This window comes from Protofrankia sp. CiP1_Cm_nod3, from assembly GCF_982290655.1.
On the sequence record NZ_CEVIVD010000013.1, the window covers coordinates 1 to 16,033 of the forward strand.

Annotated in this window: 14 protein-coding genes and 1 tRNA gene; 7 read left to right on the forward strand and 8 right to left on the reverse strand. The window is 70.8% G+C overall.

What is annotated here, in order from left to right; translation table 11 throughout:
- Positions 1 to 322 precede the first annotated feature (322 nt).
- The 4 genes from AC5LUJ_RS04825 to AC5LUJ_RS04840 all read left to right on the forward strand — a co-directional run bounded on the left by AC5LUJ_RS04825 (position 323) and on the right by AC5LUJ_RS04840 (position 3,890).
- A complete protein-coding gene (locus AC5LUJ_RS04825; protein WP_493464523.1) occupies positions 323 to 655 on the forward strand; it encodes a hypothetical protein in 333 nt (110 codons plus the stop codon).
- A gap of 309 nt (positions 656 to 964) precedes the next feature.
- On the forward strand, positions 965 to 1,555 hold the full coding sequence (locus AC5LUJ_RS04830) for a potassium channel family protein (RefSeq protein ID WP_250292829.1): 591 nt from the start codon (positions 965 to 967) through the stop codon (positions 1,553 to 1,555).
- Positions 1,556 to 1,954: 399 nt separating this feature from the next.
- Entirely contained in the window at positions 1,955 to 2,821 is an 867-nt protein-coding gene (locus AC5LUJ_RS04835; RefSeq protein WP_250284426.1) for a Sco1979 family transcriptional regulator, read from the forward strand.
- Between the two features lie 256 nt (positions 2,822 to 3,077).
- A complete protein-coding gene (locus tag AC5LUJ_RS04840; RefSeq protein WP_250284428.1) occupies positions 3,078 to 3,890 on the forward strand; it encodes an SAM-dependent methyltransferase in 813 nt (270 codons plus the stop codon).
- Between the two features lie 78 nt (positions 3,891 to 3,968).
- Here AC5LUJ_RS04840 and AC5LUJ_RS04845 read toward each other — a convergent pair whose 3' ends face one another.
- The 5 genes from AC5LUJ_RS04845 to AC5LUJ_RS04865 form a co-directional block, all read right to left on the reverse strand.
- Positions 3,969 to 4,778 (reverse strand): hypothetical protein, encoded by an 810-nt coding sequence (locus tag AC5LUJ_RS04845; protein ID WP_250284430.1) that lies wholly within the window; start codon positions 4,776 to 4,778, stop codon positions 3,969 to 3,971.
- A gap of 342 nt (positions 4,779 to 5,120) precedes the next feature.
- Entirely contained in the window at positions 5,121 to 6,332 is a 1,212-nt protein-coding gene (locus tag AC5LUJ_RS04850) for a THUMP-like domain-containing protein (protein WP_250284432.1), read from the reverse strand.
- 120 nt (positions 6,333 to 6,452) lie between these two features.
- Positions 6,453 to 6,529: transfer RNA gene (locus AC5LUJ_RS04855), tRNA-Pro, on the reverse strand.
- Between the two features lie 174 nt (positions 6,530 to 6,703).
- Positions 6,704 to 7,642: a metallophosphoesterase gene (locus AC5LUJ_RS04860; protein WP_250284434.1), complete on the reverse strand. Its 939-nt coding sequence runs from the start codon at positions 7,640 to 7,642 to the stop codon at positions 6,704 to 6,706.
- Positions 7,643 to 7,859: 217 nt separating this feature from the next.
- Positions 7,860 to 8,192, reverse strand: a complete 333-nt coding sequence (locus AC5LUJ_RS04865) for a cupin domain-containing protein (RefSeq protein WP_250284436.1) — start codon at positions 8,190 to 8,192, stop codon at positions 7,860 to 7,862.
- A 112-nt stretch (positions 8,193 to 8,304) separates the two neighbouring features.
- Here AC5LUJ_RS04865 and AC5LUJ_RS04870 point away from each other — a divergent pair, with 112 nt between their 5' ends.
- The gene (locus AC5LUJ_RS04870) at positions 8,305 to 8,928 is read left to right on the forward strand and encodes a TetR/AcrR family transcriptional regulator (protein ID WP_493464524.1); all 624 of its coding nucleotides are present in this window, start codon (positions 8,305 to 8,307) and stop codon (positions 8,926 to 8,928) included.
- 99 nt (positions 8,929 to 9,027) lie between these two features.
- The gene (locus tag AC5LUJ_RS04875) at positions 9,028 to 9,495 is read left to right on the forward strand and encodes a GatB/YqeY domain-containing protein (RefSeq protein WP_250286561.1); all 468 of its coding nucleotides are present in this window, start codon (positions 9,028 to 9,030) and stop codon (positions 9,493 to 9,495) included.
- A gap of 306 nt (positions 9,496 to 9,801) precedes the next feature.
- On the opposite strand, the gene AC5LUJ_RS04880 is transcribed toward AC5LUJ_RS04875, so the two are convergent.
- A complete protein-coding gene (locus tag AC5LUJ_RS04880; protein WP_445548576.1) occupies positions 9,802 to 12,369 on the reverse strand; it encodes a transglycosylase domain-containing protein in 2,568 nt (855 codons plus the stop codon).
- Between the two features lie 284 nt (positions 12,370 to 12,653).
- Here AC5LUJ_RS04880 and AC5LUJ_RS04885 point away from each other — a divergent pair, with 284 nt between their 5' ends.
- Positions 12,654 to 13,010, forward strand: coding sequence for a WhiB family transcriptional regulator (locus AC5LUJ_RS04885; RefSeq protein WP_131768817.1), 357 nt, complete (start codon positions 12,654 to 12,656; stop codon positions 13,008 to 13,010).
- Positions 13,011 to 13,560: 550 nt separating this feature from the next.
- Here the strand turns inward: AC5LUJ_RS04885 and bagB are convergent.
- Both bagB and bagA read right to left on the reverse strand, forming a co-directional pair.
- Complete coding sequence (gene bagB, locus AC5LUJ_RS04890) at positions 13,561 to 14,859, reverse strand: ArsA family ATPase (protein ID WP_250286564.1); 1,299 nt, start codon at positions 14,857 to 14,859, stop codon at positions 13,561 to 13,563.
- The gene (gene bagA, locus AC5LUJ_RS04895) at positions 14,856 to 15,878 is read right to left on the reverse strand and encodes an ATPase BagA (RefSeq protein WP_250286568.1); all 1,023 of its coding nucleotides are present in this window, start codon (positions 15,876 to 15,878) and stop codon (positions 14,856 to 14,858) included. The genes bagB and bagA overlap by 4 nt, the downstream gene beginning before the upstream one ends.
- Between the last annotated feature and the right edge of the window lie 155 nt (positions 15,879 to 16,033).

A 16,033-nucleotide genomic window follows, 5' to 3' on the forward strand; every position in this document is an offset into this window, starting at 1 on the left:
ACCGCCGCGGGCCTCCTCCACCCAGACGGTGTCGCAGACGTCCAGGCCACGGCCCACAGCACGGCCTCGATCGCCGACGAACCGCGACCAGCGCGCACCATCGAAGCCGGCCGGCCCAGCCGGAACAGCCGGAACAGCCGGAACAGCCGGGCGGCCAGTGGCCACAGCCGGGCAGGGGCCCGCGAACCCGAGCGCCACCACGGACGCCGCCACCAGCGGCGGCGGCTTCACCCCACGAGGCCCCGCGCGAGCGGACCCGGCGCGACAGGGCCCCACACGACAGGGCCCGGCGACACGGACGGCTGTCATCCATCCGCCGCGCATGCCCATCGGCACGATCTCCGACAGCGGTGCCAGCGATCACTCGATCCGGGTGCGGACGCCCCTCACCCGTGGCGGTGGATGGCTGCCACGGACGCTGACGGACTGGCTGACCGGTGCCGCCGGGTGGCGCGACAACCACGGCATCCACTGGTTGCCCGTCGTCCACCCCTCGCTCCTGCATGTGCTGGCTGTCACCGTCGGTGCTCTCCCCCTCCTCCGGGGAGCCGGCCCGACGACGCGCCCACGCCGGTGCCCGTCCCCCGCGGTGCGCCGCTCCCCCGGCCAGGCCAGTACGTCCGATGGCGGGTATTCCCTCACCTTCACGGCCTGACATACCCACGTCACGCTGACTCACAGTCACCTGATGCGATCTTTTGGTGACCGTATGCTCATGGCAGGCGGCCGGGGCCGCGGCAGGCGCAGCTGTCGCGGCCCCGGCCGCCTACGGGGCTCGGATTCCGATCAACCCCGCGAGCGATGCCGGGCCACCGCCGGTGGGGCCCGGCCCTGCCCGCGATTCGCGGCCGGTCGGCGGCCCGAGCGCCGACCGTGATCCCCGGGACGCGGAGGAGCCTGTGACCCACTGCCCGCCAGGCCCTGACATGACGGCCGGCCGCGCCGTCCTCGTCCAGGACAGTCCGTGATCACGAAGAACGCGCGTGACGTCCCGCCGAAGCACCGGCGCGAGGCCACCCGGCCGCCGCCCGGCCAGCGGGTACTTGTCGCGCGCGCCATGGTGCGCGCGGCCCTGAGCATCGTCGCCCTGCTGTTCCTGTACTACCTGCTTCCCTTCGGACGGTCCCTCGGGGGCGGCGTGCACGCGGGCCTGGGGATCGCGCTGGCCGCCGCCCTGCTGGCGTTCGCCGGCATCGTCGGCATCCAGATCCGGCGTATCGCCCGGTCCGCCTACCCCGGGCTGCGCGCCGCCGAAGCCTTCGCCGTGTCCCTCCCGCTGTTCCTGCTGATCTTCGCGGGAACCTACTTCGTGCTCGGACGTGAACAGGCCTGCGCATTCACCCAGGCGATGACGCGCACGGACGCCCTGTATTTCGCACTCACCGTGTTCACCACTGTCGGTTTCGGCGATATCGCTCCCGTTACCCAGACAGCCCGGATCATCACCATGATTCAGATGCTCGGCAATCTCGTCGTGGTCGGTCTTGTCGCGCAGATTTTTCTTGGCGCCATCACCGCCGGGATACGCCGCCGCGCTAGCCGGGAGCCCGAGTGAGTGCGGCCGACCGCGCCGGCCGCCCGGCCGGCCGGCGACGGCGGTCATCAGCCAGCGACAATCCGGTCGCCGACCGACCAGCCCGGCGATCCTGACGACCAGCAGGACCAGGCCGACGGGACCGGCCGGCAGGACCAGGCCGGCAGGACCAGGCGGGCGGCACGGCCGGCCGTCCAACGGGCATGACAGCCGGCGGAGCCGGCGTGAACAAAACGAGCGAAACAGGTGAAACGGGATAGGTGTCCTACAGAACTCCGGGCGACGCACCGCACCCGTGACACACGACGATAGAATCCCGGCACATATCCGGGGAAGCCCCCAGTGACCGAAGATACCAACCAGGATGCCATCAGAATTATACCTGCGAAAGGGCCGGGACGTGACGACAGGTGAGCCGTCGTGACAACAGGTGACTTACACCGTGGTCCCACGGTGCGTCGCATCGTCCTGGGCTCCCAGCTCCGTCGATTACGTGAAGGCAGGGGCATCAGCCGGGAGGCCGCCGGATACAGCATCCGGGCTTCCGAATCGAAGATCAGCCGTCTGGAACTCGGCCGTGTCAGCTTCAAGGAACGCGACGTCGCCGATCTGCTCACCCTCTACGGTGTCACGGCCGAAGCCGAACGGGAGCCGTTGCTGTCCCTGGCCCGGGACGCCAACCAGCCGAGCTGGTGGCAGAACTACGGCGATGTCCTGCCGGGCTGGTTCCAGCCGTACATCGGGCTGGAGGAGTCGGCGACGCTGATCCGGTCCTACGAGGTCCAGTTCGTCCCGGGCCTGCTGCAGACCGAGGACTACGCCCGCGCCGTCATCGCTCAGGGCGGCCGGGGCTCCCCGCGGGAGGACGTCGAACGCCGGGTGAACGTCCGGATGCAGCGGCAGCACATCCTGGCCCGCCCGAGCCCTCCACACCTGTGGATGGTGCTGGACGAGGCCGCCCTGCGCCGCTCGATCGGCGGAACCAAGGTGATGCGCGCCCAGCTTGAGCACCTGATCGCCCTGACCGAGCAGCCGAACGTCACGCTCCAGGTCATGCCCTTCAGCTTCGGCGGCCACGTCGCCGAAGGTGGCGCGTTCAGCATCCTGCAGTTCCCCGAGGCGGACCTGCCCTATGTGGTCTACCTCGAGCAGCTTGCCGGCGCCGCCTACCTGGACAAGCTGGAGGACGTGGACCGCTATCTGGCCGCGATGAACCGCCTGTGCGTCGACAGCGTGCCACCGGAACGCGCCGCCAGCGCGATCAATAAGATCATCAATGAGATCTGATGCGGTCGCCCGGTGGAACCGGCCGGCGTATCGGTCACCTTCAGTAAATATTGCGGATCTGACATCACGGACCGCGATCGCCGACCGCAGCCACGGCCGACCGACCAGCCGGCACCGCGGCAGCCGGTCGTCGATATGCCGCTGTGTACTGATGTATCCGGATGTCTCCGAACTTTCCCGGAATTCGGTAGAGAGGTACTAGAATTTCCTGAGCTGAGACCCGGCGTGCAGCGGACGCCGGACGGAAGGATCTGACATGGGACTTGACGCAGCGGACGAGGAACAGCCACCAGCCAGCCTCAACCCGGACGTGCCGCACATCGCCCGGATCTACGACTACTGGCTCGGCGGCAGGAACAACTATGCCGCCGACCGCAAGGTGGCCGAAGAAGTGCTGGAGGCCGTGCCCATCACTTCTGTGAGCGTGCTGGCGAACCGCGCCTTCCTGGGCCGCGCCGTACACCATCTGGCCGCCGAGGCCGGCATCCGCCAGTTCCTCGACATCGGCACCGGCCTACCGTCCGCCAACAACACCCACGAAATCGCCCAACGGGCTGCCCCCGCCGCACGCGTCGTCTACGTCGACAACGATCCCATCGTCCTCGTCCATGCCAAAGCACTCCTGACCAGTTCCCCCCAGGGCGCGACCACCTACCTCGAGGCCGACCTGCGCGACCCCGGCACGATCCTGACAAAAGCCGCGGCCATCCTGGACTTCACCAAACCGGTGGCACTCATGCTGATCGCGATCCTGCACTGCGTCCGCGACGAGGACGACCCGTACGGCATCGTCGCCACCCTGGTGGACGCCATCCCCGCCGGCAGCTACCTGGTGTTCTCCCATCCCGCCAGCGACATCATCTCCGATGGGATGCGCAAGGCCTCGACACGTATGAACACCTCGATGGCCGAGAAAGTCACTTTCCGCGCGCACGAGCAGGTCCTGCGGTTCTTCGACGGCCTGGAACTGCTGGCGCCAGGCGTGGTCCCGACCACCCGGTGGCGGCCCGAGCCCGGAGCCGACACCACCCCCATGCCCGTCTGGGCCGGCCTCGCCAGAAAGCCATAGGAACCATCGGAACGCCGTCGGCCCCGCGTCCAGCCAACGCGGCCCGCCCCGCCGGACCAGGCCGGCGGGGCGGCACCGTCAGCCCGGCCCGCAGATATCCTTCCCCACGATGGCGGTGGCCGGGTCGAATCTTTCGTGGTATGCCGGCTGGCCGGGTTCGGTGTCGGCGTAACCGAGCGGCCGGCCCGGGGCAAGCAGCCCCTTTTTCATGGCTTCGCAGTCGAAATCCCAGTACAGGGCGCCCCTGCCACCGATACCGCTTATTCCATCCCGGCCTGCCGGTGCCGTTCCCGGCCGGTAGAAGGTGATATCAAGATCACGATGCACCGTGAGCAGCGCCCGGAAGGAATCACGGCGCAGCGGATACACATACACGTGGTTCGCCGTGACCACCAGCGTCCCCGGCTTTTCACCAGGAGCGTAGGTGATACTCCCCTTCGCCCGGGCGTCAGGGGCCGCCAACGTCACACCCGGCGCGAAACGCGCGGCAGGGAAAAGAATCTCGTCGTTTTTCGACGGATCGGCGGCCGTCTCCTGGATGGACTGCCGTAGTCCGTTGTTCATGGTCGCGTACACCGGACCGAGGTCACCGCCGAACACCCGGGGATCCAGGTAGGCGGCGACCAGGAGCTTCTTCGCCTGTTGCAGGGCCGTCTCGACCTCGGCCGCGGTGAAGGAGCCGGTGTCGGCCGCGGCGGGCAGGACAAGCCCGTCCGCGCCGGCGGCGAAACTCGCGGCCGGGGTGCCAGCAAAAGGATCCGCGGCGGTCGGTGACGCCGCGTTCCGATCGTCCCGTATCCGGTGCAACAGCGGCAGGCCGAACAGCACGCCCACGCAGAAGGCCGCGACGAGAACCACCGTGACAGCCAGCAGGATCCGGCGGACCATGGCCCGCCGCCCCCGGCGGGCGTGCCTGTCGAGGACTTCTCCCCACGGGTCGTACTGATGAATACCTACTGAAAGCCCTTGTCAAGGGAGAAAGGTGATGAAGCTGACAGGCATGACATAAGGCCGCGGGGCGCATCGACCGACTTCTGGAACGGGCGGCCCGAGCCGCACGGCATGAAGATCAACAGAATGTTGGCCGGATGTCCCGGATACCGGGGCTCGGCCGCGGCCATCCTCGGCCAGGCCGGCTGATCACGGCCTGGCTGATCACGTTCTGGCCGGTTCCGCTCTGGCCAGCCCCTGGCCGGGCGGGGTGTGCTCGGGACGCGGTATCGCGGGCCGTCACTCGTCGGTGAGGCAGGTCAGGCCCCAGGGGCGGTTGTCGACACGGGTCATGACGAGGGTGGCCCGGCGGGTACCGGAGAGCTTCAGGCGTTTACGCAGCTCGTCGACGTCACCCGCCAGGCCGCGCCGCCGGATGTCGACCGATCCGATGTCCAGCGCGCGCAGGCGGGCGGGCAGCTGCTTCTGGTTCCACGGCGCGGAGTCGATGACGCGCAGCGGACGGCCGAACGGCGTGCGTATCGGTGCGTCCGCCGACAGGAAGGCGATTCTTTCGTCGATCTTCCAGGCGCCAAGTTCCCGGGCCAGCTCCGCGACGAGCCCGGCACGGGTGACAGCCGGGTTCGGGTCGAGGAGGTATTCACCCGGCGCCCGCACCGGCACCGCGGGCGCCCCGTAGCCCGCCGGCGCGGGGGTGAGCGTGTGCCCGCCGGGCAGGAGGGTCGCGCGGGTGCCCGTGGTGGCCAGCGCCGGGGACCAGGCCACCGCCTCCTTGAGGTCCCTGCCCACGGCGATGAACTCCAGCTCCCAGCCGGCGGGCACGGCCTCCCGCGGAAGCCCGGGAGCGGCCTTGATCCCCACCTTCGCGACCCGTCCGGCGAGCTCCAGGCACCAGGCCAGCGGTGGCTCGCTGTCACCGGTGCGCAGCCGCCGCTGACCGGCGCGCCGGGCCGGGTCGACGAACACCGCGTCCGCCCCCGCCAGATCGACGTCGCGGACGTCGGAGAGAACGGTCGTCACGCTGCCCCCGACGCCCAGGACGTCCGCGTTGGCCCGCGCGACACGCAGATGGAGCGGGTCGACGTCCACGGCGATCACCCGGTGGTGCCCGGCGAGCGCGAGCATGTCCCCGCCGATACCGCAGCACAGGTCGGCGACGGTATCCCCGGCCGCGTACCGCGAAGCGGTGTGCTCGGCCACGACCTGCGGCGACGCCTGTTCCAGGCCGGCGCGGGTGAAGAACATCTCCATCGCCCGGCTGAACTTCGCCCCGGCCGCCGTCCGCAGCTCGTGCTGGCCCAGCGCGTCGACCACGAGATCCGTCGGATAGTCGACACGCAGCCGCGTCCCGAGGCGCAGCGCCTGCCGCGGGCCGGCCGTTCCCCTGGCTCCCCCGCCTCCGCCGATGCCGCCGCCCGCACCGGCTTCGCTGGCGAGGCGATCGAGCAGTTCGCTCCCGCTGGACGTCAGCAACGCCTCGAAGCGCGCCACCCGCGATTCCGTTTCGTCTCCCTTCCCGCGACGGCGGCCTGCCGTTGGGAGGAAACGGGAAGACCGAAGAGCGCAAAGAACTCAGGCCCCATGATCCAAAAAAGGATCACAGGGCCTGCGTGGTCGGGGTGGCGGGATTCGAACCCACGACCTCTTCGTCCCGAACGAAGCGCGCTACCAAGCTGCGCCACACCCCGTGACCACCACGAAGTCTACCTGATCCGCCGGCCATCCTCGGCACGGGGTGGCCGGACAGGTTCGCGGGGAGCGGCTCCAGCCCCCGGCAGCGGCACGAAGGCCGCGACAGCGCCCACCTCCACCACGGGCCACGCTCACCCCCACGGGCCACGGCGCCGGGTCCGCGCGGGGCGTCAGGTCCACGCGGCCGGCGCGAGGGTGATCAGGGTGGCCTCCGGCCGGCAGGCGAACCGGACCGGCGCGAACGGGGACGTCCCGAGGCCCGCGGAGACGTGCAGCCACGACGAACGCCCGCCGGCCTCGTAACGGGACAGCCCGCGGACCCGGCCACGGTCGAGGCCACAGTTGGCGACCAGCGCCCCGACGAACGGCACCCGGATCTGCCCGCCGTGTGTGTGGCCGGAGAGCGTCAGCGCCACCCCGTCCGCGGTGTAGGCGTCCAGCACCCGGGGCTCCGGGGTGTGTGACAGCCCCAGCACCAGATCGACGTCGCCGTCGTCGCGCGGGCCGAGCACCGCGGAGAGATCGTCCCGCCCGAGCCTGGCGTCGTCGACGCCGCGGACGTCGATCCGCAGCCCACCGGCGCGCAGCGTCGTCCGGCTGTTGGTCAGGTCCAGCCAGCCGCTGTCGGCGGTCAGGCTCTTGGCGAAGCCGGCCCAGTCCAGCGGGGTGCCCTTCGGGGTGGAGACGTCCTTGGGCAGCAGGTAGCGGTGCGGGCTCTTCAACGTCGGCGCGTAGTAGTCGTTGTTGCCCGGCACGAACACCCCGGGGAAGCCGGACAGGGACGACAGCGCCAGCAGCGTCGGCTCGTCGGCGTCCGGATGCGCCAGGACGTCACCGGTCAGCACCACCAGGTCGGGCACCAGGCGGGCGAGATCCCCGATCCACTCCAGCTTGCGCTTCTGGTTCGGGGTGATGTGCAGGTCGGAGATGTGCAGGATACGCAGTGGCGGTGCGTCCCGCGCGAGCATCGGCAGCACCACCCGACGCAGGGTGTAGGCGGTGCGCTCGTAGCCAGCGGCATATGCCAGGGCAAGGGCACCTGCCGCTCCGAGCCCGGTGGCCGTCCGACCGACAGTGCGCCCCCGCGCCCCTGAAGGTGACCGTTTCAACCGTCGCCCACTCGTCATCGGACAAGTGTGGCTCAGGTTGCGCTGTGATGGGCGGCTCGCGGGGCGCGTCGCGTACGCCGTGACCGACCGGACATCCGCCGCCGGCACCTGCCGGGCCGGCCGTCGGCGCCCGCCGAGGCCAGAGCTGGTCCGGCAGCCGACCGGTACGTGGGTGGACGTGGCCGCAACGGCCGTGGAGGGCGGTGCGATGGCCGGGTCAGCCGCCGCTGGGGCCGAGGGCGTCGGCGGGGGCGGGCAAACCCGCGGGCCTGGGCTCCTTCAGCTCGATGAAGATCGAGTGCGTGTCGGTGCCGCCTGTGTTCTCGCCGCTGTGCCGTTGGGCGTCGAGCCAGCGCGCCTGCCCGGCGGGGAGATCGACCTCGGCCTGCCGGCCACCGGCGCTGATCCTGCGCCGGAACGAGGTCAGGGTGACCATGACGCTGTCGGGGTGCTCGTGGGGGCTGGTCCTGTCACCGGGCCGGTCCCGGTACTCCAGGATCCGGACCCGGTCGTTCTCAAAGATCACCTTGTAGAGGTCGGGGTCCGTCACCGCCGGATCCAGGCACATGGCCACCTCACCTGCCTCACCATCATGATCCGTCCCATCATCATGGGATTCACATGTCCAACATGGGACCCATATTCCATGGGATGAAAGTACTATGATGGAGATGTCGGTTCCATATGAGCTGACGGGACGCCGCCAGCAGAAGGCCCGTACCCGCGACGCGCTGGTCACGGCCACCCGCAGGCTGCTCGCCGAAGGGGTGACCCCAGGCGTCGAAGACGCCGCCGCGGCGGCCGGGATCTCCCGGACGACCGCGTACCGCTACTTCCCCAACCAGCGCGCCCTGCTGCTCGCCGCCCACCCGGAGATCCAGCACGAGTCCCTGCTGCCCGACGACGCACCGAGCGACCCGCTGGCCCGGCTGGACCTGGTGATGCGGGCCCACCTGCGCATCACCCTCGACTGGGAACCGCAGCTACGCGCCGCCCTGCGGCTGTCACTGGACGCTGCTGCCGATGCCCAGCCGCCGGTGCTGCGCCAGGGGCGTGCCATCGGCTGGATCGAACGCGCCCTGGCACCTCTGCGGGAGACCCACCCCGACCTCGACCCGCACCGGCTGGCCGTCACGATCCGCTCCGCCGCCGGTATCGAGGCACTGATCTGGCTCACCGACGTCGCTGGTCTCTCCCGCGACGAGGCCGCCGAGACCCTGCGCTGGTCGGCCCTCGCCCTGCTGCGGGCCGCGCTCGCGGGCAGCCCACCCGCCAGTAGCTGTTGATCGCTCCCAGGGCAGGCCGCCGCCAGCGGCTCCGGCGCCGGCTTCTCGGCGATCCGCCGATGCGACGGGCGTCCGGCGCCGACCACTAAGGTCATCTGTGTGAGCGAACTGAAGGATCGTCTGCGGGCGGATCTCACCACGGCGATGAAGGCGCGGGACGCGCTGCGGACGTCCACCCTGCGGATGGCCCTGGCGGCGCTGAAGGACGAGGAGGTCGCCGGCAGGAGCGTTCGCGAGCTGTCCGACGCCGAGGTGCAGAAGGTACTCACCCGGGAGGTCCGCAAACGGCGGGAGGCCGCCGAGGCCTTCACCGCGGCGGGCCGCGCGGAACAGGCCAGCAAGGAAAACGACGAGGGTGGGATCCTGGCCGCCTACCTCCCTCAGCAGCTTGGCGACGACGAACTCGCCGCGATCATCGACAGGGTGGTCGCCGAACACGGCCTGGCCGGGCCGAAGGCCATGGGCGCCGCGATGAAGGCGGTCCAGCCCGAGGTGGCCGGGCGTGCGGACGGGGCCCGCGTCTCCGCCCTGGTCCGTGCCCGGCTGGCCGCGTCGCCGCCCGCCTAGCCCGTGAGCCGGACGCGAGCTGGACGTGAGCGGAACGTGAGCTGGGCACCGCTGGCGGCGGCATCCGGTACCTGCCGCTGACGAACTGGCCACCGCGGGCCAGCGGATCCCCCGTCAGCGGCAGGTGGGCGCGGCCCGTCCGGACACCGGCCGGGCGGCGTACGGCCCTGGTGGGACACGGCCGACCGGCCCCCGGTCAGGGCCGACCGGCCCCCGGTCAGGGCCGACCGGCCCCCGGGCAGGAGAGGGCGGCTCCCGGGCAGGAGAGGGCGGACGGGACGATCCGCCAGCGGCCGGCAGGGCCCGTCAGCCCGCGCCAGCCCTGCCGTCGCCCCGGGCACGCCTGGATCCCGCGGTGGCGGGACCGGGGCGAACGGAGGTCCTCCCGCTGTCGAGCCGGGCCGGGGCTCCCCCGGCGTCGGTTCGGAAGGAGCGCAGGACGAAGCCCTGGGAGACCATCAGCACGACCTCCGAGCCCTCGTCCACCTCCTGATTGCCGCCGGGATTCATCGCCAGCACCGTCCCCTTCGAGAACGGGCTCCAGATCTCCTGCACCGTCACCCGGAAGCCCTGGGAGGTCAGCTGCTGCTGTGCCAGGGACAGGTCCAGGCCGACGACGTCCGGCAGCGTCTTCTTCGCCGGGTGGGGCTGGGTGGCGTCCGGGGAGGGCATCGGCGCGACCGGCAGCCCGAGCCCGTCGACGGTGCCACGCATCGTCCTCGCCCACACCTGGGCGGGCAGGCCGCCACCGTAGACGACCGGATGACCGAGGACGTTACGCAGCGGATACGTCGTGGGTGAGCGCGGGTCGGCGACGGTCACGGCGGTGGCCAGCTGGGGGATGTAACCGGCGAACGACGCGGTGCTGAAGCCTTCGGCGGTGCCGGTCTTGCCCGCGGCCGGCCGGCCGATCTGCGCGTTGGGGGCCCCGGTCCCGTACAGGATGACGCCTTCGAGGACCGAGGTGACCGTGTCCGCGATCTCTGTCCTGAGCACCTGGCGGCACGGCCCGGGCGCGGTGTAGGGCACCGGCCGGTCGGTGCTGCCGACCCGCTGGGTGATCGACTCGAAGGGCCGCGGATCGCACCGGACACCGTGGTTGGCCAGCGTGGCGTAGGCGGTCACCAGATCCATGGTGGAGATCTCGTTGGTGCCGAGCACGGCCGCTCCGTCGACCGGCCCGATGCCGCCGCCGGGGCAGCGCAGGGACGCGGACTGGTCCTGCACCCGGCAGGAGGTCACCCCCAGCCGGCGTGCCATCTCGGCGGTGCTGCGCAGCCCGACCTTCTCCGCGAGCTGGATGTAGTAGGTGTTGACCGAGTCCCAGGTCGCCGTGGTCATGGAATATAAGCCGGCCTCGTTCGGGTCGGCGTTGCCGTAGCAGTCCCCCTGGCTCTGGCGCCCGTTGTCGTCGGTGTCCGGATTGTGGAAGACATCCGAGTGGTAGCAGGCCGGGGAATAGTACGTGGTGTTCAGCGGCAGCCCCTTTTCCAGGGCCGCGGCAAGGGTGAAGACCTTGAAGGTGGATCCCGGGGAGAACGAGGCCTGCTCCAGCGGGATTATCTGCTTGGTGTGCACGAAGTCGGTGGTCCGCTCCGGCGGCTGGCCGTCCGCGGACGGGCCGTACTCCCGGTTCACCGCCAGCGCCAGCACGTTCCCGGTGCCCGGCTGGAGCGTCACCACTCCCGCCGCCACCCGGTTTCCGGGCGGCACGACGGTGTTCGCCGCGTTCTGCGCGGCGGCCTGGGCGACCGGGTCGAGCGTGGTGCGGATCGTCAGGCCGCCCTCGAACAGCAGCCGCTCCCGGTCCGTCTGGGTCGCCCCGAAGCGCTCGTCGGCAAGCAGCGCGCGGCGGACGTAGGCGCAGAAGAACGGCACCGACGACAGCTGGCAGGGGTCTGCCGCCTGCGGTGGACGGTTGAGCACCACCGGGGCCCCCCGAATCTGTCGCAACTGCTCATCGCTGACGTGGCCGAGTTCGTGCATACGCTCCAGGACGACGTCCCGTCGCGACATCGCCGCCTGCGGGTGCAGCACCGGGTTGTAGGCGGTCGGGTTCTTGACCAGACCTGCCAGCATCGCCGCCTGCGGGAGGGTGAGCTGGTCGGCCTCGACGTTGAAATAGTGTTTCGCCGCGGTTTCCACGCCGTAGGCGCCGTCCCCGAAGTAGGCTATGTTCAGATACCTTTCAAGAATCTGGTCCTTGCTCAGGTGCTCCTCGAGGTAAAGTGCGTAGCGTGCTTCCCGGAGTTTACGTCTGACGGTCTGCTCGGTCGCGGCGTCTTTTTCCTCCTTGGAGGTCGCGGCCTGCAGGAGGACGTTCTTCACGTACTGCTGAGTGAGAGTGGACCCGCCTTGCGTGACCGCCCCGGACTCCTGGTTGGAGACATAGGCCCGCAGCAGCCCCCGGTAGTCGAGGCCGGTGTGCTCGTAGAAGCGGGAGTCCTCGATGTCTATGACCGCCTGGCGCAGTACCGCCGGAATGCGGTCGAGGGGGACGATCTGCCGGTCCTGCTCACCTCGCAGATATCCGATGACATTACCCCTGGCGTCCAGGATGCGGGACGCCTGCGGCAGTGGCGGGACGGCGAGGTTCGCCGGCAGGTCCAGGAAGGCGTCGGCGCCGCCCTTCACCGTCAGGCCCGCCAGCGCCACGACCGGCAACATCACCAGCGCGAGCAGGACACCCGCGAGCCCGCTGAGGATCATGGCCTGCCCGGCCCGCTCGACCACCGTCCACACGCGCGGACGGCCGCGACGTGGACCGTCCGGCATCAGGCCGGCACCCGACGCGACCCCTCTGCCGTAGCCGGCCCGGTCGGAACCGGCGGGCGGCCACAGGCCCTCGCGGCCTGGGCCTGTCGCGCTGGTCACGTCCGGGAACCTCCAAACGGCCCCCTCGCACGGCCGCTCAGCCGCGCTTCCCGCACCAGCGTACGACCGCACGGAACGGACATATGAATGTCACGCACACGACATGATCTGGTTACAGATAGCGCCTCTCTCGTCATTCGGATCAATGGCCCGGACGGGTCATTTAGACAACCACCCGTGTGGGGTCTGTGCCGTGGCGGAGACGCTCCATACGGTTTCGGGCGAAGCCACGTCACCACCCGCACGGGCCCCCTGACCCGGTCTCGAGAAGAAAGGCAGGTGGCATGACCAGCAGCCTGGCGACCCGCACCAGTGCCGCCCGACGTGCCAGCTCGACACAGTTGATCGGCTCGACCGTCGACGGCGACTGGACCGCGAACGCGGCCTGTCGCGACCTGGACCCGGACGACCTCTTCGTCCAGGGAGCGGCACAGAACCGGGTGAAGACCCGGTGCTTCGGATGCCTCGTCCGCACCGAGTGCCTCGCTGACGCCCTTGACAACCGAGTGGAGTTCGGAGTCTGGGGCGGTATGACCGAACGGGAACGCCGGGCACTGCTGCGCCGGCGACCGGACGTCACATCGTGGCGGAAGCTGCTCGCGGACGCGCGCGCCCACCACGGCACCGCCTCCGCCGGTTAGGACCGTCCGCACCTCGTCCCCTACTGGTCACCTACTGGCGTCCTGTTGGTTTTTCGTTGACGAACTCGCTGTCCGGCTCCCCAGCGCGGCTCATCATCACACGTCTATGGGGCATTGCGGACATCAACGTCACTAACGGGACAACCGCTCGACGACGGCGTCGCTGCCAGCGATGATCCGGGCTAGCCGGACGAGCAAGGACGACCGGACGGACTCAGATGCCCGATCCGCTCGACGGGTGCGCGATCACAACCGTTCGCGCACCCGCGGGCTCGACCAGCCGACAGCCCCCGCGGGACACGCGACACCGCCGCCCGCGCGCCTGTGACGTTCCGTAGTCCCCGCCGGTTGAGATCCACCCGGCGGGGCAGGCGACACCGCTGCCCTGCGCCCCCACAGTCCTCATGAAACCGGCCGGTCGCCGACAGCCCCACCAACGCCAGGCGGGAGACGGCGTCGGCGAACGCAGCCACGGCGCGGCGGACGCGGGGTGACAGGGGACGAGAACCACGTCACCACCCCATTCGGCCGCCACCCTCTTCGGTTCGCGCTAGCTGGTCTGCCCCGGGGCGACGTCGTGGGCCTGCTCGGGGAGGCCGGGAAGGTCGGGGAAACCGGGCGGACTGTCACCGGCAAGTACGGCGCCGACAGCGCGCAGGCCGTCGAGGTCGTGAACGTCGCCGGCGAACGCGTCGACCTCGACCAGGGGCGTGTCGGGATGCGCGCTGGTGAAGCGGTCCCGCAGGCGCTGCTCCCGGGTGGCCAGCCGCACCCGTTCCGCGTGGATGCGCAGCACCGCCGCCGCCAGCGGATGTTCGGCGTGCTCACCGAGCGTCTCGGCCGCCGCCAGGCTGCGTTCCACGGTCAGCCCGCGGGCGGGCGGCCCGACCGGGTGGACCCGGTTGACGACGAGGCCCGCCAACGGCATCCCGTCCGCGTCGAGACGGTCGACGAAGTACGACGCCTCCCGCAGCGCCGCGGCCTCCGGCGCCGCCACCACGACAAAGGACGTCCCGGGCGCGCCCAGCAGCTGGTACGTCTGGTCGGCGCGCTGCCGGAACCCTCCGAACATCGTCTCCAGGGCGGCCACGAACTGGCTGAGGTCGGCGAGCAGCTGCGCGCCGACGATCTTCGTCAACACCCTGCTGAACACACCCAGCCCGACGCCTACGACCTTCAGGTACATCTTCCCGCCGGCCTTCGCCGGGGCGAGCAGCAGCCGCAGCAGCCGGCCGTCGAGAAAGGCGCTCAGGCGGTTGGGCGCGTCCAGGAAGTCCAGGGCCGACCGGGTCGGCGGGGTGTCGACGACGATGAGGTCCCACTCGCCCGTCGCGTCCAGCTGGCCGAGCTTCTCCATCGCCATGTACTCCTGGGTACCGGCGAAGGACGACGACAGCGACTGGTAGAAGGGGTTGTCGAGTAACTGCTGGGCGCGCTCCGGGGTCGCGTGCACGAGGACGATCTCGTCGAACGTCCGCTTCATGTCGAGCATCATCGCGTCGAGATGGCCACCCGCGGAGCGGTCCACCCCCACGACCTCCCGGGGGTTGTTGTCCAGCTCGGTCAGGCCCATGGACTGGGCCAGCCGGCGGGCCGGGTCGATCGTGAGGACGACCGTCCGGCGGCCCCGCTCGGCCGCGCGCAGCGCGAGCGCGGCGGCGACCGTGGTCTTCCCGACCCCGCCCGACCCGCAGCACACGATGATCTTCTCGCTGTCGAGCATGGCGTCGACGTCCAGCACCGGCACCGCGGACGCCGGCGCCATGGACGCGGGCACCCTGGACGCGGGCGTTGCCGGGGGCAGCCGCGTCCCCACAGCCGCGAGCCCGCTCGTCCGACCGTTGCTCATCCGACCATCCGTTGCATCCGCAACAACTCCGCGAACCGGTAGATCACGCCGACGTCCACGCCGTCGGCGACCAGGGGCAGTTCGTACACAGGACGTCCCAACGCCTCGATCTCGCCGCGTTCGGCCCGCTCCAGGGCCACCCGGTGGGCATGCTGGGCCGCCTCCGCCACCAGCGCGTCCACCAGCGCGGCAGCGGGGACGATGCCGGCCGCCTTCACGCCCGCGGCCAGCTCCTCGACGTCCAGCCGGCCCGCGCCGGCCCGCTTGAGCTCCTCGTCGACGAGCAACGGCGTCCGGACCATGTTCACGATCACACCGCCGACCCGCAGCCCGGCGGCACGCAGCTCGGCGACGCCGTCCACGGTCTCCTGGACCGGCATCTCCTCCAGGAGGGTGACCAGGTGCACGGCTGTCTGCTCGGAGCGCATCACCGCCATCACGCTGTCGGCCTGGGCGCGGACCGGGCCCACCCTGGCCAGCCCGGCGACCTCGGCGCTGACGTTGAGGAACCGGGTGACCCGCCCGGTCGGCGGCGCGTCGAGAACCACCGCGTCGTAGGCCCTGCCCCCGGGGCGGGCCGCGTCCGGGCGGTTGACCGCCTCCTTCACCTTGCCGGTGAGCAGGACGTCACGGACGCCCGGCGCGATCGTGGTGGCGAAGTCGACGGCGCCGATCCGCTCCAGCGCCCGGCCCGCGCGGCGGAGGTTGTAGAACATCTCCAGGTACTCCAGCAGCGCCTCCTCCGCGTCGATGGCGAGCGCGAAGACCTCGCCGCCACCGGGAGCGCTCGCGACCTTGCGTTCCGCGTAGGGCAGCGGCGGGGTGTCGAAGAGCTGGGCGATCTGCTGGCGTCCCTCGACCTCGGTGAGCAGGACGCGCCTGCCACCGGTGGCCAGTGCCACCGCGAGCGCACCGGCGACGGTCGTCTTGCCGGTGCCGCCCTTGCCGCTCACCACGTGCAGGCGGCAGCGCCATGGCCCGTCCGCGGCGTCCCACGATGGAGTCTCCTGCGGCGTCACATCAACGACCGTACCCGGCCGGCCCCGGCCGTTCCGGTCGACGAACAGGCAGCGGGCGCGATATCCACCGATATGTCCTTCACCCGTGTCCTTCGCCGGGCCCGTGCCCGCCCGTGCCCGCCCGCGGCCCGGGTGCGGCCCGGGTGCGGCCCGGG